We start from the raw sequence: 22,126 nt of genomic DNA, 5'->3' as shown, positions 1-22,126 counted from the left end.
GGTAGGTTATTATCTCACGCCTTTGCTCGGGTGTGATTTGTTCGATGTCTATCAACGTGCAGTCCGCCGTAGCCCTTTCAATTGAGTTACAGACAGGCAGGTATTTAAGCCTTCTGTAAATGGGTAATCACATGTACTGTAAACGATGTGGGCACGACCTATTGAGGGATAGAACACAAAACTGGCGGGCCCGGTGGGATTTGAACCCACGACCTACGGGTCTGGAGCCCGCCGCTCTGGCCTTGCTGAGCTACGGGCCCAATAATTATTTTCATGCCTTGATTTTTAAGTTTTTTGCGTTATTTGTGATATATCGTTTAGGATTTTTAATTAGGTGGTTGTTTCTTAGTCATTATGGTGAATGCACTGTCTTCTCTAATGCGTATTTTAGGTCTGGCGTTATGAATGCACTCCTCACGCCATATATGTGTATTAATATTCCAATTATTATGGCTATTATCGTGTCATATGGCCATGGTATTGGCGGATTTGCAAATACTCCAAATTGTCCGAAGAATGATAGTGGTAATACTGTGAATAATGTGGCTACGATCCACCAACCAGCCTTTATATGAATCCTCTGATCACCTGGTATATCTCTGGAAAGCCAGAGTGTTAAACCAACGGTTAGGGCTAAGATTATTACGTAGTATGACAGGAATAATACGGCATAGTGACTCAGTAGTGGTAGCTTACCGCTTTTTTCATATGGAAGAATAATTGGTTCATAAAGCATGAAGTAGGTTGTCAATGCTAATACAATCCAGTAGGTAATGCCTGCAATAATTCCCTTGGTTTTACTTACACTAAATTTTGTTGGCATTACGTACATGTAGAATATCGGGAGGCCGGCGAGTATGAATACGATAACGCCCCATAGTATGTCAAATGTTGACCAATAGACGATTAGGTATACGGAAATTGTAGCCAGTGCAGAGAAGATGGAAATTGCTGGTATCCTATAATATCTGGGAGCATTTGGTGCTAGTCTCCTAAGGGCTAATGATAATGGACCTGATACAATGAATGTTAAGTAACCAGCGCTAGTTATGAAGGTAACTATCAAGCCCCAGGCGGGGAATTTGTAGAGGAAGAAGAAGCCGATTATTAATGCAGCTATTGTACCCCACTTAGGAACTCTATGCTTATTAAGGTACAGGAACCACTCAGGAAGTTGTCCATTGGCTGCCATACCATATAATGATCTAGCGGTGCCACCCACGTAAATCCAACCTGTACCTGATGGTGAAATAACAGCATCTATTATGAATAGCACGGCGAATGCTGCGAGAATGGCAATTCCAGATAACGTGAGTAATTGATAGAGCGGACCTCTTGATAATATCGATGATGTTAAGCCACGCCAATCTCCAGGCGATACGGAAATCTTGTTCCACTCCACAGCACCTATGAATGCCGTTTCCAATAGTACATAGATAATAACCACTAGTGAGAAGCCAAGTATGGCGCCTTTAGCTATTTCCTTAGGTCTTATGACTTCGCCTGAAAATTCAACACTCTGTCTAAAGCCGAGGTATGCAAAGGCGATACCCGTAGTGGGTATTGCCAGGAAAATCGTGGAAAGTCCATATGGCATGAAGCCGCCAGGTAATCCGCCGTAATTAATTGGATGAAGTAAAAATACGAGTAATAATATTATCGTGAAGGTTGGTATCAATAACTTATACCAACCAACAGCGGTATTTGTCTTACCCATTACATGCACACCGAACCAGTTAAGCAAGAAATAGAAAATAAGTAGAACCGCAGCTACCAGGTAACCAAGTGGGCTTAGTTCCATAGTTCTGGGTATTAATAGCCCAGGTACAAGTGCTGATAAGTATGTCGTCGTTGCTAATGCTTCAGCTGGCGCAACTGCAATTACGTACAATAACGTTGTCCATGCTATCCAATAAGACGCAAATAAACCGTGGGTATATTGCGGAAATCTAACGAGACCCCCAGACCTTGGAAACATACTAGCGACTTCGGTATATGTCTCAGCAATAAAATAGACGAGTATCCCGGCAACTATCCACGAAATTATTGATGCGGGACCCACAACTGAAGCAGCAAGTAATGGTGCAAACATCCAGCCACTACCAATCATTGAGCCAATCTCTAAGTAAGCAATGTCCCAGAAATTCAAAGCCCTCCTTAATTGTGCATCATATCTTGAAGCTTTTTCTTCTCCAAAACTTGAAGTAGACATCGAAATAAATTAAAGTATAATTATTATAAAAATATTATTGATATATAACTATGAGATTAAAGGATTTTATAAAAGTAATATCTATCTGTTTTTTCTCTTAAAAATGAGAATACATTAACTTTTACTGTTCATTTTTAGTTTCATAAGCATTGGGCATCTTGAATCGAGCGTATAACCCCTGACCCTACACTTCAAGGCAATTACCTTATCACTCACTGTAACGGCTCTACAGCCATCATTTAAGGTCGTAATTGGCAATAATGACATTAAAGCTTTAGCAATTATACCCTGCGCCATCATAATTAATTCCCTATTACCCATCTCTTCGATTAATAATTCCAGCATTGTTTTACTATTCATGTAATGAAAATTATTTGGTAATAACAATAGTACAGATCTGGGAAAATTAAGACTCGGCAATACTTGTAACGGATCTAACCCTTCACTTAATGCTCTAATAGTGAGTAACTTTAAGTAGGCCTTTATGTTTTCATCGCCAAATTCGTCCAGGTTCCACTCATGCTTTAACAGTAATATGGTGTCATGGCAGATTTCATCATCATTTATATTTTTATTTACGCATAATAATGACATTATAACCAAGCCTTTAGTTGTTATTAAGTAATGGTTCTTATTGACTCTAACAATATAGCCCCACGTTATTAAGTCAGTTATTTTTCTATATATAGTCGCAATGCTTACATCCGCGTAACCTGTGAGCAATTTATATAATGATAATTCATTTACGGCACTTTGATCCCTCACTATTCGTAGAGTCATTTTTAGGAGCAATTTTAGTATTAGTAAATGAATAACATCCATATCTACCAGTTATTATTTGCTTGCTTTTTATTTTTATTTATTCAACCCGGTAACCCTGTTTTAATACTTCTTAATACTTAATACTTATTATAGAATGCCTGTCTTAGTGTTGTCCCTATTAGTCCTATCGCTGCTTTTGCGTGTGGTATTGGGAATCCGTAGAATCCATGGGTTACTCCGTTGAATCTTACGACTATTGTTGGTACGCCAGACTCGGCAAGTTTTGCGGCGTAGGTTTCTGCCGAATCTCTTAGTGGGTCATACTCCGAGGTTATTATTAGGGCTGGTGATAGGTTGCTTAGGTTGTCGATGAGTATTGGTGAGAATCTTGGGTCGAAGGCGTCGGCTGGGCTCCTTAGGTAAGCTTTGTTGAAGAATGCCATTGCCTCACGTTCTAGGAATAGTCCCGTTGAGTATTCCCTGATCGTGTATGATGCTAGATCAACTCCGACGAATGGGTTTATTAGTACTTGGTACTTAAGGCTTGGCTTTAGTCCCTGATCCCTAGCCATTATAGCTACCACAGCGGCTAAATTACCACCGGCGCTATCGCCACCGACAGCCACCTTCTCTGGGTCACCATTGATTTCCCTGGCATGCTCAAGAACCCACTTCGTCGAGTCGAAGGAGTCAATAACTGCTGCTGGGAACTTATGTTCGGGAGCCAGTCTATAATCCACGGAAACAACTACACAGTCGCAGGCAACCGCTAATTCTCTGCATAATGGGTCGTAGGTTTCAACATCGCCAAGTACGAAACCACCGCCGTGGAAGTAAACGAGTATACCGAGATCAGTGCCTTCTCTGGGAACGTAAATCCTAACCGGTATCTTAGCTTCTGTACCTGGTATCGTTATATCATATACCCTGTAGATGGGTCTTCTTGATTGCGATGCGAAGAATGCCCTAAACATTTTCCTGAACTCACTAAGGGATATCTTCGTCATTTGTGGCATTACCTTGTTTAGCTCCTCAAGGACTCTCCTAACCGCGGGGTCCAGAGGCATATTGTCAATGCGTGCTGGGTCTCTAAAGTATTTGTTCTATATAGGTATTAAATTAACGTATTAATGCTTCCATCCCCACCTCCATCTGTGTCTATGCTTAACTCCCTGTGGTGCCATTACTATTGACACTAGGGTATTTGATGCGGCATCTGAATCAAGAACTATTACTGATCCATCTTCCCTCTGGATGAGCGCTGGACCACATGGTGTGCTTATTAGCACCCTTACGATGGATCCATCCATCAGCCCTAAATCTCTAAGCCTCTCACTACTCACCTTAACAATCTTAACTATTGAATTGTTAGGTACGTTATTTATTGATAAATAATCATTACTACTCATAATGCCATCACCATGAATAGTGTCAGGTAATATGCGATGTATGCCAATGTCAATGCTAGTGTGAATTGTAAAATGGTATTTATTATGGTGAGCTTTACACTAACGATTCTACTTTCGGTAATGAGGGTTGCGATACACGGTGAATAGAAAGTTATGAATACGATTAAGGCTATGGCAGACGGCAGGGTAATAAATGACTTAATGGCATAGGCAAGCCCTCCCTCCTCAACACCGTACAATAAAGCCAATGTGCTCAGCACAACCTCCTTAAATATATAGCCATAAACAAGCGATGCGGATACCTGCCAGGGTATACCAATGGGGCCTAATAGTGGTGACATTGCATTACCTATTATTCCAAGCCAGGTCCGTTTAAGTAGTGCTGGATTTTTCAGGGCTGCTGGACCTATTATACCACCTGGCCCGGTTATTGATAGAAGCCACATTATTATTATGAACACTATTATTAAAACGCCAGCCCTCAGTATGAATTCATACGTATAGTACCAAACCTTCTTGATGAAGGATTTATGCAATGGTATTGTTAATGGAGGCAATTCATAGGCATACGGTACACCTTTACCTATGAACCTGAGGCGTATCTTTGCGGTATTTGATATCATAATTACACCAATTAATGCTACAGCGTAGGGTAATACAACAATTAGGCCCATTAAATGTGGTATTACGGCAGCTGCTATTAAAGATATTATCACGAATCTAGCGGTACACGGTATGTACGGTATCATGAGCGCTGTAAGTACCCTATCCCTAGTGCTTGGCATGGCCCTTGTGGCCGTTATAGCGGGTATGTTACAACCGGAACCAGCGATTAGGTATATTAAACCTCTCGAAGGGATGCCAATCCTTCTCAACCACCTCTCTATTGGGAAGGAAATTCTTGTAATCAAGCCTGAATCCTCAATAAATGCTATAAGAAGCGCTACTCCAAAAACGTAAGGTATGAAGTCAATTAAGGTCGCAAGACCATTCCATACCCCATCTAGAAGTAGTGATCTTAAAATATCATTACCTACGTAATACTCAACGAGACTACTGACAGGTAACGAGTCGAGGGCCGTTGATAGTAAATCTACAAGTGGTTCGAGGGCTAGGAATATTGTTTCGGCAATGGCAAATAGAATTAATAACGACAATAATGGTCCATATTTCGGATTTAGGAATAGTTCGTCATACTTACTTATGGTTACCTTAGCACTTTTTATAACAAATTTATTAACAAGTAATTTAACGGTTTTCCAACGCATCTCTGCCACGTAACTATCTATATTAGGTATTTCCTTACGCGCGTTCTCGATTATCTGCCTTATGTCATCATTTATGAGACCTCTCGTTATTGGATTACCACTGAGGATCTCTATGGCGAGCCCTCGTGATACCCTAAGATTATTAACTAAGGTATCTATATACTTCTCAAGCACATCATAATTAATTAACTTTGCATTACCCGGCCCTATTTCATGGATCCTCAATACCATGTTTTTAATATCCCTTAATCCATAACCCCTGACTGCCACTGTAGGTATTATACGTATTCCTAATACCTTCTCTAGACCATCAATGTCATATCGAATACCCCTCCTCATGGCTAGGTCCATCATATTGAGGATCAGGATTGTCGGTTTACCAAGTTCTAGGACTTGAACCAATAAGTAGAGTGTTTGTTCGGGGCTTAAGGCCGATCCAACGATAATAATACCGTCATAATCACCAAGAAGCAGCTCCCTAGCCGCTACAGCTTCATCGATCATGTCAGCCTTGAGACTATAAGTACCTGGTAGGTCTTTCATCAACACCCTTGTTCCTTTGACACTATAGCTAACTTCGTTAATTGAGACGGTAGTGCCTGGGTAATTAGCCGTTCTAATGAAGGCGCCGCTGAGCCCACTAACTAGGGTGGACTTACCGCTATTTGGAACCCCAGCAACAATTACCTTAATGGTTTTATTTCGTAATGAGTCCATCTACAGCACTATCGTATAACTTTATACTATGTTAAAAATATTTCGCGTAACCTTAATTAGGGTTACCCTAACAATAAGGTTTATAAATTCCATTAGGATAACCCTAATAGTATGCAAACACAGAGGCAGAGAACAAGCACTAAGGTATGGTTACTGGCTGGTGTTATATCAACAGCCATAGTTATAGCGATATTATCAATGCCCGAGATACTTGAGCCGCTTGCTAAATATATCGTTAGATCAATGGGTCCTTATTGGTTGTTGGCGGTTTTAATTGTCGGTGTGATACATGGCTTGAAGCCTGATGAGCATACCTGGCCGATCACGGTATCCTACGGCCTAATGCAGAGAAGCATAAAGGGTGTTGCTGCCGCCGTTTCCGTGTTTGCTGGTGCCCTGACCTTGGTATGGACGTTAATGAGCGCCTTAGTCGGAGAACTAATGGGCCTACTTAATATCTCAGTCCTTGATCCATACGTGGATATAATCGTTGGATTAACAATGATGGGTGTCGCTGCATATCTTGTTTTTGGGAAGCATGAAGATCATCATGGTGTTAGGACCGCGGATTATAAACTCATATGGATACACGGCTTAGCCGCTGCGTTTGGTGGTGATTTCTTCATTGTTCTAATATTAACTATTGCCATCGTTCCCATGATTACGGCCGAGTTATCCTTCATGGTTGGTTTTATGTTTGGATTTGGCTCGTGGCTAGCTCAGTCAATTATCGTATTAGCGATTTACAAGGGTATTGTCAAAAGTGTTGGCGATTGGAGTGTTGTTGCTGATGCCGGTAGGATTGCCCTCGGCATGCTGGGCTTATTTATGATTGGGCTTGGCATTTACTCATTCTTCACTCCCAGTGGCTAGGGAAGCATTGTTTTTAAACTAGTGCTTAGTGCCTCAGGGTGTGGTTACCACTGAAAGTATTAGACTAAGGAATTATTTGTTTAATTACCCTGTTAATAGGCCCAGGAGACTTAGATCAAATGTTCTCATTAGGAATATGATAGCAGAGACTACGCTTAAACCTGATGACTTCATAATGCCAATATTCGTTAGGGAGGATATCAGCGAACCTGAACCCATTAAGTCATTACCTGGGCAATATAGGTGGCCACTTAATGATAAGTTGATTAACTTTGTTGATCAATTGGTTAGTTCCGGCGTTAGGTCGGTTATTTTGTTTGGCATACCTGAGCATAAGGATGAGTGGGGTAGTTCGGCGTATGATGAGCATGGTATAATACAGAGAACCATTAGGTTCTTGAAGGATTCCTTTGAGGATAAGCTCATTGTAATGGCTGACGTATGTCTTTGTGAATATACAGACCATGGTCATTGCGGCATTATTAAGAAACTGCCTGATGGTAGGTACATAATTGATAATGACTCAACAATAGAGCTCTATGCAAAGACTGCAGTAACCTATGCGGAGTCTGGTGTTGATGTTGTTGCGCCGTCGGGTATGATGGATGGGCAGGTTAAGGCGATTAGGGAGGCCTTGGATAGGGCTAGCTTCAACGATGTGGTAATCATGGCTTATAGCGCTAAGTACGCGAGTTCATTCTATGGCCCATTTAGGGAGGCTGCGGCCAGTGCACCTAAGTTTGGTGATAGGCGTAGCTACCAGATGGACCCACGGAATGCGCATGAGGCCCTTAAGGAGGTTGCCATGGACATTAACGAGGGCGCCGACATAGTCATGGTCAAACCGGCAATGCTCTTTCTCGACGTTATTAGACTTGTTAAACAGAATTTTCCAGAGATACCGCTGGCTGCTTATCAGGTCAGTGGTGAGTATGCCATGCTCAAGGCAGCCATAATGAATGGTTGGCTTGATGAGAAGAAGGCTATTCTCGAGTCCTTAATCGCCATTAGGAGGGCTGGAGCAGATTTAATAATCACGTACTTTGCAAAGGATGTTGTTGCTTACCTTGATGAAATTGAGCGACTCTTTTAATCATTATTATGATCTAAAAATAAATATTTATTCAATATACTTATTTTTATTCTAGAGAAAACAATATAAATTCCTCTTAATCACAACATGACGACTGGCTATGGACCTCAATCAATTCTTGTCGGATAGGTCAAAACTAATGAAAGCTTCTGAAATCAGGGAATTATTGAAGTGGGTTACTGAAAACGTGATATCCTTTGGAGGTGGGATGCCTGACCCATCATCTTTCCCTGTTAAGGAAATAATAGAAATAACGAGAGATGTGCTATCCACAAAAGCTGAGAAGGCTCTTCAATATGGAACAACAGGTGGCATTTTAGAATTGAGGGAGGAATTGATAAGGTTCATGAAAAAGGAGGAGATTAAGATTGATGGACCTGAGAATATAATAATTACAGTTGGTAGTCAGGAGGCACTTGATATAATTGGCAGGTTATTCATTAATCCAGGGGATTACATAATAACCGAGAGCCCCACGTACTTAGCTGCCTTACAGGCTTTTAGGATTTATGGACCTAGGATAATCGGTATACCCATGGATAATAAGGGCATCAAAATAGATGCTCTCGAGGATACTATTAGGAAGATAATTGATAATGGTACTAAGCCGAAGTTTATATACGTAGTGCCTACTGGGCAGAATCCAACGGGCATTACAATGAGTATGGAAAGGAGAAAGGCATTACTAGATATAGCCAGTAGGTATGACCTATTAATAATTGAAGATGACCCATATGGCTATATCTACTTTGGTGATGACCACCCACCAGCAAGGCTTAAGGCAATGGATAGTGAGGACAGGGTGATTTACTTATCTACATTTAGTAAGATAGCCGCACCTGGACTTAGGCTTGGTTGGGTCGCGGCAAGCAGTGAGGTAATTAGGTGGTTTGAACTTGCTAAGCAGTCCATTGACCTGCACACATCAACACTTAATCAGTACATTGCTGTTGAATTACTAAGGAGAGGTATTATTGAGAGGAATATACCGAGAATAAAGGAGATCTATAGGTCGAAGAGAGACCTAATGCTTCAGGCATTGAGTGAGTACATGCCTGATGGTGTCACTTGGACCAGGCCATCGGCTGGCATGTTCATTTGGTTAACAACACCTGAGAAGATTGATACTGGTGAAATGCTTGGCATGGCTGTTAAGAAGTATGGCGTGGCTTACGTACCTGGTAAGTCATTTTACCCAAGTGAGGATAGGCATAATGATATGAGACTTAACTTCACATACCCAACACCACAGCAGATCTTTGAGGGTATAAAGAGACTAGCATTAACCATTAGGGAGTACTTGTCTCAGTAGTTTCAGTATTTTCTATGGGTTTTCATTTTGTTTCACGTGGAGTTCATCGTAATTACTGCGGGGTAATACTTCACGAATCCTTATAAGCTACTTTATAACTCCTATCTTAATGCAGAGAGGTGATTCTGAGGATAGCGCCATTGATAGGTTGGGCATTAATAAATTGGGCGATATATTAGGAACTGTTGAGAGAAGCATTAATGAAAATAGTAGATTAATATTAACGATAAGTTCAAGACTTAGTCATAATGAACTGATTAGTAAGCTCTTCATTGGATCGTACATAGTCGTTATCGATTCCTCAACAAACAATGAGATCTTGCTTAAAGTTAGTAAAGTCGAGAGCACTATCAACCCACCACTTTCAATAAGGGGTACAAACTCAACATATATTAAGGTCATTAGTGACTTCGTTATTTCACGAATTAAGAATAACGGATCCTACAGATACACAACATTACTCATAATACCTGTTAACGGCAGTTTAGTTATTTACCCAAGTGGTGATGTTATTAGGGAATTTATAGGGTTAGTAGGTAATTTAATGTTCGGTAAGACAATGATTAATGGCTATGATATACCAATAATGCTTAATGAAAGTGCATTGAGTAAGGGATTATTAATAATGGGTCAGCCAGGTTGCGGTAAGTCATTCTTCATTAAAAAATTGATTAAGGGATTACATTCAATAGGTGATTATGAAAACATAATAATACTTGATAGGACTGGTGAGTATTCAAAGGGCCTTATTGAGGATGGCATAGATGCCTCAGTATTAGTACCACTGGATCTTATGAAGTTGAGTAGGCCAATAGATATTGATGAGTTGAAGAAGTACATTGTTGATAAGTTACGTATTTTAGGCTTTCGGAGTAAGAGGGCTAGAATTACAATGAGCATGTCCAAGAATGACGGTATTGAATTTAACGTTGATTTCCAGAGGAAGGATTTTGGGAAGTTGAGTATTATGCCATTATCGATTAGGTTTAGGTGGTTCATTGAGAGAGCTATTAATTATTTAGATCCTGAGATTAAGTATGTAATTACTACGTTGATGATGGAAAATGAGAAGGCCCTTAATACGGCTCAGAGTTTCATTAGCGCCATCAAGGATCCCGAACTACTTAATACTATCGGTCGATCACCAATAAATAAAGCCATCGATCTTGCATACTCATTAAAGGATACTGGTTACTTTGATGCATTGATAAATGTAGGCGGTGATAACATTGACATCTCTATCTTTAGTCCAATAAGGATATTGAAGAATAGGGTTGCCGTAATTGATCTCCATGAATTGCCTGATTCATTAATGAATATATATGAGACCATACTCATTGAAGACATTACCAAGTGGTTCATGGGTTCTAAGGATAACAGGGTTATCATGATTGTTGATAATGCTGAAGGCCTCATGAGCAATAAGGACCTGCTGAATTCATTAATTAATAGTATGAGGATTGGCAGAACTCATGGTGTATTCTTCATAATTGCTACAAGGCTATTCTCACGGAAACTGTATAGGGAATTTGGGAATCTGGTCATTATGAGGATGAATAGTTCACTAAAGCTTAGTAATTGTTCTGAAGGTATGAACCTACTTAATGATGAGTTCATTCTCATATCTCCATGGTTAAACATTAACTGTATAAAGGGTTCAATAGCGTAATTCTTAATTATAGTTATAATCACCACCTAGTAATGGTAATAATAGCTGAATTACCACCGCTGAGAAGGATTGATAACGTAAATAATTACTTAGATATGGTGGGTAATATTGTTGATTATGTAACGCACGTAGACATACCTGACTCCACATTTGCAAATCCATCAGCCAATGCAGTACTTGTGGGTGCGTTAATTAAACGCAGGTATGGTAATGTTGAAGTTATGGCAAATGTCAGGGTGGCTGATCATAATAAGGTTGGACTTGTTGCATTAATAATGGGTGGTCTAGCAAATGGTGTTAAGGATTATTTGTTAATGAGGGGAGACTTGGGACCTGGTGTTACTGCGGTTACTGATTTAACACCAATAAGTGCCATTGATTATTTAAGAGGCGTTGAACAAATAGATGGTGCAAGGCTTGGGATCTCCATATCGAACTTTGATGAGGGTTACATAAAGGAAAGACTAAGTGCTAAACCTAACTTTGCTATGCTTCAATATACCTTATCAATGGATGATTTAATAAGGGTTATTACGGTAAATAGGGAATTCAATGTTGATGTTTATCCTCCCTTATTAATAATTACTAATAAATCATCAAGGATAATAAGCAGAATACTTAATGCTGAAGTTCCAGTAAAGCGGGACCCAATAGATGATGCTGTTAAGAGAGCTCGTGAATTATTACAGTACTTCCCCGGTATTTACCTGTCAGCGCCTGGGGATTTTGATGCGGTAATAGAGACCGCTAAGGCATTGAGGAGGTACTTATGACTCTCCCTCGCCTTCCTCCTCGCCTGGCAATTTAAGCAATGACTTTATTTGTTTCTTAGTTGGTGTCTCAGTCTTAGCTTCAAGCTTATCTTTATACATTGCTATTACTGTATCAACAATGCTAAATATAGCCCTAGCAGTATCTGAGGTGGAGTACTTCATTAGGAAGGGTTCACCTAAGTCATTTGATTCACCGATCCTTGGGTCAAGTGGTACCATGCCAAGGTACGGCACGCCATACTTATCAGCCATTTCCTTACCAATTAATCTACCAAACACATAGTAAGTCTTACCAGATTCAGGACAATAGAAACAACACATGTTCTCAATTATGCCAACTATCGGTATTTTCACCTTCCTTGAGAAATCAATAGCCTTCTGCACAATCCTCTTTGAGACATCACTTGGCGCAGTGACTATTATGCTACCTGTCATTTCATTAGCAAGGGTTTGAGCTATTGTTAATGGAGCATCACCTGTGCCCGGCGGTAAATCTATGAATAACGCGTCTAAATCGCCCCAAAGAACACTACCCAGGAAGTCCTTAATGGCTCTATCAACTAATGGGCCCCTCCAAATTACGGCAGTATCTTCGGTTGGTAATAGGAAGTCCATGGAAACTACCTTTATGCCAAATGGGCCTTCGGCAGGTATTATCTTCTCATCCTCACTAAGGTAAAGGTTAGCACCAACTAGGCCGAGTAACTTTGGTACTGTTGGACCGTAAACATCAGCATCAAGCACACCAACCCTATAACCCCTCATTGCAAAACCCAGCGCTAGACTCGCAGTAACGAAGCTCTTACCAACACCACCCTTACCACTCATTATTGCAAATTTTGTTTTAATGGTCTTCATGGTTTGCGCAATTTCACCAGTGTCTAATGGACCTGCCTTCTGCACGGATACCTTTATCTTACCCCCGCCTTGACTACCTTGTGATGACATGTGTATTACAACTACACTTGATGTATTTAAAAATCAAACTCCTTAAGTTATTATTTTAGTACTGTGATATGAAGTCCTCAACCTTCGGAATCTCCTTAGGCAACCCCTTCCTCTCCCTAATCTTCATTACCATATCAACAAGCATGTTCTCAGGAACTGGCGACCACCTTGAGAACTGAAGGCTCCAGAACACTCTACCTGCGGTGGCACTTCTCAACTCGTCGCTTAGGGTAAATGATTCAATGACGGGTATCTCACCCTTAATCGTAACCATGTACTCAGACTGCACCATATCAATAACCTTACCCCTATGCCTATTCAACACGCCAATTACTGAGCCAATGTTTTCCTGGGTCGTCTTAGCCTCTATGGAAAGCACAGGTTCAAGCAGTGTTGGTCTTGCTGCGAGTATTCCAGCCATTATGGCGTTCTTCGTTGCTGGCATTATCTGGGCTGGACCTCTATGTGCTGGATCCTCGTGAACGACGGCATCATGGAGTATTACCTTTATTCCTCTAACTGGTTCCTGAGCTAATGGGCCTGTTTGTATTGACCACCTAAAGCCCTGCACTATGTAGTCCCGAATCTCCCTAAGGTACTGAATACCTGTTGTTTTATCAACAAGGACATTAATGTACTGCTCGTCAACGGTCCAAATGCCCCTAGCCTCATCAGTATCCCAACCAGCCTTCTCCCTAAGTATCTTGGCTCTCTCCCTTGGATCCTGGTCATCAGTAACCTCACCGTATTGAATTAACCTAATGGTCTCCTCATCAAGCGGCTCAACACTTATGTATAGCCTATTGTGCTTATTTGGTGACTTGCCCTCGAAGGTAGGCGATGTAGTCCTAACGGTCTCCCTAAACCTGACCAATGGTTGTGATACTGCGAAATCAAGCCTAGTCCTCTCCTTAAGCAACCACGTGGCAATTTCGAGATGAAGTGTACCAACGCCACTAAGTAATATCTGTCCAGTCTCCTCATCAATCTTTAAGCTAAGTGTTGGATCTTCAATAGTTAACTCCTTAAGACCTTCAACAAGCTTTGCAAGGTCATTTGGATTCTTGGGTTCTATTGCGACTGTGACTACGGGCTCGCTTATATACTTCATTCTCTCAAATGGTGCAGCCACGTCCTTAATTGATGAAGCTACAATGGTCTCACCAGCCCTCGCATCATCAACACCCAATAAAGCAACTATGTTGCCAGCAGGTACCTCAGGTATCACTATTCTATTTGGACCCATGTATAGGTATGTCTGTAAGACCCTCTTGGAAGTCTTGGCATTTATTAGGTAGACCTCGTCACCCTCCCTAATAGTGCCACTAAACACCCTGCCAGTAGCTATCAAACCTGCATGTGGGTCCTTATTCATCTTACTAACAGCTATTACGGTTGGTCCATCTGGGTCAGCCTCAAGCAATGCCTTACCAAGTGGTGAGTTTATGTCACCTCTCCAAATCTTTGGTATCCTATATCTCTGAGCAACGTTTGGTGGTGGTACATGCTCAACAATCATGTTTAGGATAGCCCTATACAGTGGAAATTCCTGGGCTAATTCATCAACGTAATTCTTCTCATAGGCATCAACAATATTACTGAATTTAAGACCTGCCTTTGCAGCTTGCGGTATCGTTACTCCCCACTTATTCAGTGCCGAACCCAGCGCTACCTGACCTTTTGATGGATCAACCTTCCACTTATCCTTGAAATTCGGATCAGCATACATATCTATTAAATTATTGAAGTCCTTAACTATCTCAATAATCCTTTCCTGGATCTCATTTGGATTAAGCCTAAGCTCCTTGATTAACCTATCAATCTTATTAATAAAGAGCACAGGCCTAACCATCTCCTCCATTGCCTGCCTAACCACAGTCTCTGTCTGTGTCATGACACCCTCAACAGCATCAACGACGACTAAGGCGCCATCCATAACCCTGAGAGACCTCGTAACATGACCCGTGAAGTCAACATGCCCTGGCGTATCAACAAAGTTGATTATATATGGCTTACCCTCATACTCAAAGTATAGACTTATATTAGCAGACTTAACAGTCATTTGTCGTAATTGCTCTATCTCAACATAATCCATAGCAAGGGCCTTACCAGCAACCTTAGGGCTTAGTAAACCAGCACCCATTAGTAATGAGTCTGTTGTGGTTGTCTTACCATGATCAACATGCGCCAGGGTACCTGCATTTCTAACCTGGGCAGGATTTCGCATCATTGATAGTATATCCTCGATTTTCTTCTCGATAATCCTAACTGCCATCGATAATCAAAACCCAGCGTTAAGTAGTCCTAATAAACCTTTCTAATAACGATACGAGAAGTGACTAATACAATTCATGAAAAGTCGTCCCTGCTCTCCTTCATGTGCTTACTGCACGTGTTCATCAATGATAATAAACGATCTGAACAATTAATGTAATACCCTGGATTAATCGAATAATCACCAACTAACCTATCTAGTTCATCAATAACGAGTCTCCTTGAAACTGAGGAATAACCTCTCTTACAATCGCCCAATGAGTAGTCAATTAGTAGGTAATAAGTTGATGGGATGGCGATTTCCGTAGGTAATGATCCCAGTAACAATTCCTTAGCAACATTGAGGTGAACATTCCCATGCCTGAGGTAATGTCCACCACCAATACCCACCAAATGAGCAAATTCATGGGCAAGCACCTGCCAGCCCCAATAATTAGCACAGTTACCAAAGTCATGCTTAATATGACTAACTCCAACATGAATACTAACGGATCTGTATCTCCTAATGTACATTACATAACCATAGACACGTCTATAACCAACATTGCCATGAATATAAACACTACGTATATCCTCAGGAACCCCAAATGAATAAGCATTATTAAACATGGTAATTATAAAATTAATAATACTATTATCCTTAAAATCCTTGGTACTAAGCAGGTTAATAATGGAATGACTAATGCTATACCTAACTCCATTATTCAATACCTTGACCCACAGATCCAAAAACATGCCATTAATTTATAAGCAAAATCCTCCAGGGAGATTCAGTTCCAGGCTAATCTCCTCATTAATCGGTGGAGGTGCATATCATCACTGAGACTAAAATATTACACTATACTTATAAAGTATTATATTAAGTAACAATCATGGTAAAGTGGATTAAGTTAACTGTAATTAATGATAATAAGCCAAACTCATCACTACTGAATGATTGGGGATGGAGCATACTCATTGAGACAGATAAATGGGTGCTTCTTTATGATGCTGATACGGAACCGAGGATTATGGAGAATAACATTAAGGCCTTGGGCATAGACCTCAATAGAATCGATGCAGCCTTTCTTAGTCATTATCACGCAGATCACTACGGCGGATTTAAATATATTGGTGAAATTAGGAGAGGATTGGTTGTCTATGTTCCTGATGTGGATGACGTACTGCGTAGGTGGGGCCTCAACCCAGTTACAGTTAGGGATTCGAAGGAGGTACTTGAGGATGCCGTTACGACGGGTGTCATGAGTGGTATGGGTGTTTATGAACATTCATTAATTATTAAATTGAGCGGTTATGGTTCTGTTGTTGTAGTTGGTTGTTCCCACCCTGGCATTGACAATATCGTGAAGAGAAGCCATGAGTTGCTCGGTGATGTTTACCTGGTAATTGGTGGTTTCCACGGCCCATCTAGGCAACAACTTGATGTTGTCGCTAAGTACTCAAGGTATGTATGCCCAGCACATTGCTCTGGCGATGAGGCTAGACACTACGTGAGCGTGGCTTATAGGGATAAGTATTGCGATGTTAAGACCGGTACTGTAATTATCCTACCAATGAGTTGATTCAACTAGAATGGTTCTTAAATTAGTGGGTAATATCGTTGATTAATAATGGTTAGTAAGGACGTGATCTTCGATGAGGTTAGGAGGGTTGGTAGGGAGTGGGTGATTAGGGGTAGAGTTAGGAGTAGGTCTAGACCAAATACCTGGCATAGTGTTGAGGTTAGGATTAGGAGGTTGAGGAATGGTGAGGTTGCCATGGTTGGTAGGTGTGATTGTGAGGCGTTTACTAAGGGCCACATGGTTTGCTGGCACATGCTCCACCTGACCAATGCCTTTATTAAGAATAGGCATAGGTTGGTTAGTGGCCTTGGGTTTTCTGTTAATTAGTGATTGAAAGAAAGATTTTTAACACAGCACTAGGTCAATAGTTGTGCTTGAACTACTATCAATAATGGTATTCATATACCTAGCAGGAAATAACTCATTGGTAACCATAAACGCAACGTTATATACACCAGCACTGCTAATGAACATAACACTTCCTGTGCAGCCCCTGAGCCCCGTAACTGTGGTAAATAGTACAGGACAATCAATACCCTACTACATATCGAATAACGAGGTATACCTATCTATGGTTAATCCAGGAAATGTAACAATAATATATACGCCATACATAAACGTCCTTAACAATGGAACACTACAAATAAGGATAAGCACTGACTACGAAACTCAAGTCTACATGGCAAGTAATGTATTGCCAACAACAATACCAAGCAATATACAGGGCTTTCAGGAAACGAGCAATGGAATTGTACTGGCACTAGCGCCAGGTAATTACGTGATAAACTTCATAACAACAGGACCTGTAATAACCACAAAGACCACAACCACACAACATGCAATGAAGACGAACATGGCGCAGTCCGCTCTTTACTCATCATTAGGCTACATAATAGTAATAATTGCGATCGTGCTGATACTATCGGTATTACTCATCATGAGACACCGGAAGTGATTAGTAAGACCCGGGTAAACGTTAATAATTGAATTACTAATTAAGGTTGTGAGCCTAAAATTACCACCATACACATTTGACGACTTCCAGATAGGCATGAAAATGAGGTCACAGGGATTAACAGTCACTGAGACCCATATCATCCAGTTTTCTGGATTAACGGGAGATTACAACCCATTACACGTTGATGATGTGTTTGCAAAAGAGACCATATTTGAGGGTAGGGTCGCCCATGGACTACTGATCCAAGCCCTCGCCGTTGGTCTATTCGCACCGTTAGTTGCTGGGACAACGATAGCATTAATTGAGGTTAGCTCGAAATTTTTAAGGCCCGTTAAGATTGGTGACACGATATACGTCGAGTCCGAGGTCGTTGATAAGAAACCAAGCGAGAAGTACAATGGTGGTATAATAACATTCAGGCATGAAGTTAAGAATCAAAGAGGAGAGACAGTAGCTACAATAGAGACGAAGCTCCTAATAGCAAGGGGATTAGCAATAAGGAAGAATGCATTAAAGGCGTAAAGCCGTAGATCACGACGAGTAGCGCTTTTAAACTGGGTCCTTTATTATCATTATTAGCCGGGTCGTCTAGCGGCCAAGGATGGCGGGCTTTGGACCCGTTGACCCCGGTTCGAATCCGGGCCCGGCTACCAGTTAGAGCATTCGTTTTTGTTCATTCTGCCTGGTGTCCTCCTTAACCTGTACTTACTCACCGTCTTTTCATGTATCTTTTTCAATACCTCATAGACCTTGTGAGCTTTAGATTCTCTTAATTCCATTCATGGTTATGTATGCGTCAAAAGCTGTTATTGTGGCCTTACTTCCTCGCATGTTGCAAATGAGTTATTTTGCGCTACTGTGTTAATTAGGTGATTAAGGGAATAGATATAGAGCTAAGCAATCATATCGCCCTGTGATTAAAGTCTCGGATATAGTACAACCACTCTACTGGATCTTCCGATTTTTTCATGGGTCATTACCCTGACATACCTACCTGCCCTACTCATTGCATCATTTAATTCCTCCTGAGTTGGTCTTCTCCAGGGTGTGCCTGGTATTGGTATTAATGGATCAATTATTAGAGTTGGGTCCTTTGCAATACCTGCTAGGTATTTCGCTATTTCCTCAATGTCATTAATATCGTTTAGCCCAGGTATTAACACGGTCTCAAAAATAACCTTAATACCACTCTCCAGTAACCGCCCCGTATTCCTTAGTACAGGTTCAAGGGGTTTGCCCGTATACTTGATGTGCTTTTTTGGATCAAGGGTCTTGATCCCAATGACGACTTCACAATCATCGCACAATTTTAACTCATTGAGTAATTCATTGTTTATTTCGTAGGCGTTGGTTAGTAATCTTATTCTTAGTTTCCTATTGCTCAACTCCTTAATTATCATAGGTAAAGCTGGATCAATTGTTGGTTCTTCGCCACCGAGAACAGCCTCCTCTAGGCCATATTTAGCTATTGCATCATTGATTATTCTCAGGAATTCATCCGTGCCTAACAATCCCTGAAACCTCAGTCTAGTCAATTCGTTATTACTTAGGTGATGATCCCATGGCGTTAGTTTCCTTATGCACCATGGACAGTGGAAATTACAACCCATGTATTGTACATAGGCTGATTTTATATCGATGTAATACGTTATGTGACTTATCCTTGTTATCACGAGATAGGATAAATAACCTACTTATAAAACTGGTGTGACAAAAATTTAAAAACTGTTTAGACACTACGGTATTAATATGGGGATTTTTAGGAAGGAGTTTACGTATAATAAGCAGGTAAATCTCAATGATGTTGTGCAGAAGTTCTCGAGTTATCTAGTTAATGATGGTTGGAGAGTGCAACAGAAGGTTGAGGGTAGTAGGGCTTTAGTGCAGGCCCAGAAGGGCGGTATATTGAGGGATCTAATTGCTGCTGATAGGGCCTTAACATTCACGTTTGAGCAATCTTCAGATAAGTTAAGGGTTACTGTTGGTGTTGGTAAGTGGTTGCAGAATCTTGCTGTAACGGCCCTTGAGACCCTCTTTCTTGGTGAATTATTCCTTGCCGTTGATGTTGCTGAGATGCTTTGGAATGAGCATGTGGAGAAAACCCTAGTTAAGAAGCTTGAGGAGATCATTCATACCTCATAGGCGCTCTTTAGCATTAAGGTTAAAATATGTCTTTATTAATGGTTTATTTGATGCTGATGACTTGCCCATCTGATTATGTGATGTGGCTTTAGGGGCTGGGCTTAGGCTGGTAATTCTACCCCTGTACTCTTTAGTACTGAAATCGCTATTTCCTTATCCTCCTGTGGTTTATTACCCGCAATGCCAATTGCAAATAATAATCCCTGTAATCTAAAGGGTACACCACCTGCTGATGTATTTAGTCTCTCGTTCCATTCGCTACCATGCTCAGTACCTGTATAGTTAGGAACTTCGTCAGATGGCAATTTAAAGGCTGCGGCGGTCCATGCTCTGTCACGAGAAACCTCCAAATAACCGTATGATGCATCATCCATTCTATATATTAATACTGGCCATCCCCATTCATCAACTATTGTTATGACTACTGGGTGTAACTTCTTCTCCATGACGTGATTGATCACGGCGTCTGCTACCTTCCTTAATGACCTAAGTCTATCCTCGCCAATGAAGTCTATGTGATCCTCCCTATAAAATGTACTTAACCCTGCCTGCGCTATTGCCTCATCCTCCTCAGCAGAGCCGCCACTATGCCCTATACCGCCAATAACCCTATTGCCTGAGATCACGGGCACTGAGCCGGGAATTATTGTGAGCCTACCATTGTACTTAACATTGAGTCTCCAACCCTGCCCCCTCGTGATAACCTCAAGAACCCTAGCCGATGTCTTCATTGTTGCTGCTGTCCAGGCCTTGTCAATTGCAATATCAAAGGTTGCAGGTAAGCCATTGTCCCTACGTTCAGCCGCAATCACATGACCACCCTCATCAACCACGGCGAAGCTGCCTGGTAATACCCTATTGTCCTGGGCATATTTAATCATTGCATCAATCATCTTCCTAGCAATATCGAGGGTTAAGAACCTTGGTGCGCTCATGACGATACACCCCTCCTAGCCCTTGGGTCAAAGCCCTTTTTAGGCTCGAGCCTAAGCCCTGACTGCATCAACAATTCAACAACTTTCTTACCAAGCATTGGTGATGCAGATACACCGGCAGGTCCAAGCACTATGTTGACCCAGTTAGGTACGTAGTCGGGTATGTCAACCACGAAGTCATGCCAACCAGTATCCGCGTTTGTATACGCCATGAAGCCTATGAACGACTTAACCACATGTCTTTCAAAGGGTATTTCCGGGAATAATTCCTTGGCAACCTTAATATTGTGATTAACAGCCTCCTCATGAACAGCCCTATTGCTCCTATATGTGAGTTCTAGGTAAATACCTGATCTGGCGAGCCCATATATGTTAGGTAGTACGGCCTTTACATGGGGTAGGTCTTCCATCCTAGGTAATACGTGTACCTCATGACTTATTAATTTACCAACCTCTTCATCGAAGTCTGTTAATGTACCCTTCAACGGAACTATTGAGAAATTCCTCGCGCCAACCATCTCGGCAATTCTATCGACCTCAATACCAGAAGCATTAATGACGAAGGCTGACTTAATGATTAATCCCTGCTTCGTATAGATACTATACGTTATACCCTGCCTTTCAACCTTAGTAACCTCCTGTTTAAGTAAGAACTCAACACCGTTAGCCTTAGCATTCTCAGCAAGAGCCTTGGCAACCTTAACTGGGTCTGTAATGCATAGGTTTGGGTCATGTAGTGCGCCCAGGGCGTTTGGCATAATGTACGGCTCCATATCCAGAAGCCGTTTTCTATCCACAAACTCGAGTGGTTGAAAGCTACCTTCAGGAATATAATAAGGCGCATTTGGCTCAAGTGAGGACTTAAACGCCCTTGAGTAAAGCCTTAGGTACCTCTTGAAATCGGCCTTATCCCTAATTAGCCAAAGACCACCAATTCTCTTCAATGGAAAATTCAACTCTTCAGCGAGTTTCGGCCAAAGTGGTATGCTCTTAATATTCAATTCAGCATGGAGTGTACCTGGCCTGAATGACAAAGAATCACCACCCTGGCAGACCAAGTTATGGTTTGTTGATGTACTTTCTAGACCAATATCATCATGCATATCAATAACAACAACATTAACATTATATTGAGACAATTCACGAGCTATGGACACACCGGCAATACCACCACCAATAATGGCAATATCAAAATTAAGTGGTTCTGGCATATGTATTT

The 22,126-nt window shown here is 41.2% G+C and carries 21 protein-coding genes and 2 tRNA genes; 11 read left to right on the top strand and 12 right to left on the bottom strand.

Annotated elements, in window-relative coordinates; all coding sequences use genetic code 11:
- Nucleotides 1-182 precede the first annotated feature (182 nt).
- From ACP5L5_RS08965 to feoB, 6 genes are all read right to left on the bottom strand, one after another.
- Nucleotides 183-260 (bottom strand) — tRNA-Trp (locus ACP5L5_RS08965).
- 92 nt (nt 261-352) lie between these two features.
- Nucleotides 353-2,212, bottom strand: a complete 1,860-nt coding sequence (locus ACP5L5_RS08960) for an APC family permease (RefSeq protein ID WP_428763196.1) — start codon at nt 2,210-2,212, stop codon at nt 353-355.
- Between the two features lie 114 nt (nt 2,213-2,326).
- Entirely contained in the window at nt 2,327-2,977 is a 651-nt protein-coding gene (locus ACP5L5_RS08955) for a hypothetical protein (protein WP_428763194.1), read from the bottom strand.
- Between the two features lie 134 nt (nt 2,978-3,111).
- Nucleotides 3,112-4,041, bottom strand: a complete 930-nt coding sequence (locus tag ACP5L5_RS08950) for an alpha/beta hydrolase (RefSeq protein ID WP_428763192.1) — start codon at nt 4,039-4,041, stop codon at nt 3,112-3,114.
- Nucleotides 4,042-4,101: 60 nt separating this feature from the next.
- Nucleotides 4,102-4,383: a FeoA family protein gene (locus ACP5L5_RS08945; protein ID WP_428763190.1), complete on the bottom strand. Its 282-nt coding sequence runs from the start codon at nt 4,381-4,383 to the stop codon at nt 4,102-4,104.
- On the bottom strand, nt 4,380-6,368 hold the full coding sequence (feoB, locus tag ACP5L5_RS08940) for a ferrous iron transport protein B (protein WP_428763189.1): 1,989 nt from the start codon (nt 6,366-6,368) through the stop codon (nt 4,380-4,382). The genes ACP5L5_RS08945 and feoB overlap by 4 nt, the downstream gene beginning before the upstream one ends.
- 111 nt (nt 6,369-6,479) lie before the next feature.
- Between feoB and ACP5L5_RS08935 the strand changes: the two genes are divergently transcribed.
- From ACP5L5_RS08935 to ACP5L5_RS08915, 5 genes are all read left to right on the top strand, one after another.
- A complete protein-coding gene (locus ACP5L5_RS08935; protein ID WP_428763188.1) occupies nt 6,480-7,241 on the top strand; it encodes a hypothetical protein in 762 nt (253 codons plus the stop codon).
- A gap of 40 nt (nt 7,242-7,281) precedes the next feature.
- On the top strand, nt 7,282-8,334 hold the full coding sequence (gene hemB, locus ACP5L5_RS08930; RefSeq protein ID WP_428763186.1) for a porphobilinogen synthase: 1,053 nt from the start codon (nt 7,282-7,284) through the stop codon (nt 8,332-8,334).
- A gap of 139 nt (nt 8,335-8,473) precedes the next feature.
- Complete coding sequence (locus tag ACP5L5_RS08925) at nt 8,474-9,646, top strand: PLP-dependent aminotransferase family protein (RefSeq protein WP_428763184.1); 1,173 nt, start codon at nt 8,474-8,476, stop codon at nt 9,644-9,646.
- A gap of 109 nt (nt 9,647-9,755) precedes the next feature.
- Nucleotides 9,756-11,315 carry a helicase HerA domain-containing protein gene (locus ACP5L5_RS08920; protein ID WP_428763182.1) on the top strand — a complete coding sequence of 520 codons (1,560 nt, stop codon included), beginning with the start codon at nt 9,756-9,758 and terminating at the stop codon, nt 11,313-11,315.
- Nucleotides 11,316-11,347: 32 nt separating this feature from the next.
- On the top strand, nt 11,348-12,088 hold the full coding sequence (locus tag ACP5L5_RS08915; protein ID WP_428763180.1) for a hypothetical protein: 741 nt from the start codon (nt 11,348-11,350) through the stop codon (nt 12,086-12,088).
- Here the strand turns inward: ACP5L5_RS08915 and ACP5L5_RS08910 are convergent.
- From ACP5L5_RS08910 to ACP5L5_RS08900, 3 genes are all read right to left on the bottom strand, one after another.
- The gene (locus ACP5L5_RS08910) at nt 12,083-13,036 is read right to left on the bottom strand and encodes an Mrp/NBP35 family ATP-binding protein (protein ID WP_428763178.1); all 954 of its coding nucleotides are present in this window, start codon (nt 13,034-13,036) and stop codon (nt 12,083-12,085) included. The genes ACP5L5_RS08915 and ACP5L5_RS08910 overlap by 6 nt on opposite strands.
- A 55-nt stretch (nt 13,037-13,091) precedes the next feature.
- Complete coding sequence (locus tag ACP5L5_RS08905; RefSeq protein ID WP_428763176.1) at nt 13,092-15,311, bottom strand: elongation factor EF-2; 2,220 nt, start codon at nt 15,309-15,311, stop codon at nt 13,092-13,094.
- A 74-nt stretch (nt 15,312-15,385) separates the two neighbouring features.
- On the bottom strand, nt 15,386-16,045 hold the full coding sequence (locus ACP5L5_RS08900; RefSeq protein WP_428763174.1) for a hypothetical protein: 660 nt from the start codon (nt 16,043-16,045) through the stop codon (nt 15,386-15,388).
- A 137-nt stretch (nt 16,046-16,182) separates the two neighbouring features.
- Between ACP5L5_RS08900 and ACP5L5_RS08895 the strand changes: the two genes are divergently transcribed.
- The 5 genes from ACP5L5_RS08895 (at nt 16,183) to ACP5L5_RS08875 (ending at nt 18,483) form a co-directional block, all read left to right on the top strand.
- A complete protein-coding gene (locus tag ACP5L5_RS08895) occupies nt 16,183-16,872 on the top strand; it encodes an MBL fold metallo-hydrolase (RefSeq protein WP_428763172.1) in 690 nt (229 codons plus the stop codon).
- 48 nt (nt 16,873-16,920) lie between these two features.
- The gene (locus ACP5L5_RS08890) at nt 16,921-17,199 is read left to right on the top strand and encodes a hypothetical protein (protein WP_273302800.1); all 279 of its coding nucleotides are present in this window, start codon (nt 16,921-16,923) and stop codon (nt 17,197-17,199) included.
- Nucleotides 17,200-17,242: 43 nt separating this feature from the next.
- On the top strand, nt 17,243-17,827 hold the full coding sequence (locus ACP5L5_RS08885) for a hypothetical protein (protein WP_428763170.1): 585 nt from the start codon (nt 17,243-17,245) through the stop codon (nt 17,825-17,827).
- A 96-nt stretch (nt 17,828-17,923) separates the two neighbouring features.
- The gene (locus ACP5L5_RS08880; RefSeq protein ID WP_048057316.1) at nt 17,924-18,352 is read left to right on the top strand and encodes a MaoC family dehydratase; all 429 of its coding nucleotides are present in this window, start codon (nt 17,924-17,926) and stop codon (nt 18,350-18,352) included.
- A 55-nt stretch (nt 18,353-18,407) separates the two neighbouring features.
- Nucleotides 18,408-18,483: transfer RNA gene (locus ACP5L5_RS08875), tRNA-Gln, on the top strand.
- A 264-nt stretch (nt 18,484-18,747) separates the two neighbouring features.
- On the opposite strand, the gene ACP5L5_RS08870 is transcribed toward ACP5L5_RS08875, so the two are convergent.
- The gene (locus ACP5L5_RS08870; RefSeq protein ID WP_428763168.1) at nt 18,748-19,503 is read right to left on the bottom strand and encodes a radical SAM protein; all 756 of its coding nucleotides are present in this window, start codon (nt 19,501-19,503) and stop codon (nt 18,748-18,750) included.
- 76 nt (nt 19,504-19,579) lie between these two features.
- On the opposite strand from ACP5L5_RS08870, the gene ACP5L5_RS08865 reads away from it, so the two are divergent.
- Nucleotides 19,580-19,972: a hypothetical protein gene (locus tag ACP5L5_RS08865; RefSeq protein WP_428763166.1), complete on the top strand. Its 393-nt coding sequence runs from the start codon at nt 19,580-19,582 to the stop codon at nt 19,970-19,972.
- A 101-nt stretch (nt 19,973-20,073) separates the two neighbouring features.
- On the opposite strand, the gene ACP5L5_RS08860 is transcribed toward ACP5L5_RS08865, so the two are convergent.
- A complete protein-coding gene (locus ACP5L5_RS08860; RefSeq protein ID WP_428763164.1) occupies nt 20,074-20,907 on the bottom strand; it encodes a GlcG/HbpS family heme-binding protein in 834 nt (277 codons plus the stop codon).
- Nucleotides 20,904-22,118 carry an NAD(P)/FAD-dependent oxidoreductase gene (locus ACP5L5_RS08855; RefSeq protein WP_428763162.1) on the bottom strand — a complete coding sequence of 405 codons (1,215 nt, stop codon included), beginning with the start codon at nt 22,116-22,118 and terminating at the stop codon, nt 20,904-20,906. Before ACP5L5_RS08855 ends, ACP5L5_RS08860 begins: the two co-directional genes overlap by 4 nt.
- Nucleotides 22,119-22,126: the final 8 nt, after the last annotated feature.

Source organism: Vulcanisaeta sp. (assembly GCF_049966235.1).
Taxonomy (GTDB): domain Archaea; phylum Thermoproteota; class Thermoprotei; order Thermoproteales; family Thermocladiaceae; genus Vulcanisaeta; species Vulcanisaeta moutnovskia.
Note: the sequence above shows the minus strand (reverse complement) of the source record. Positions and strands in the feature narration are given on the sequence as shown.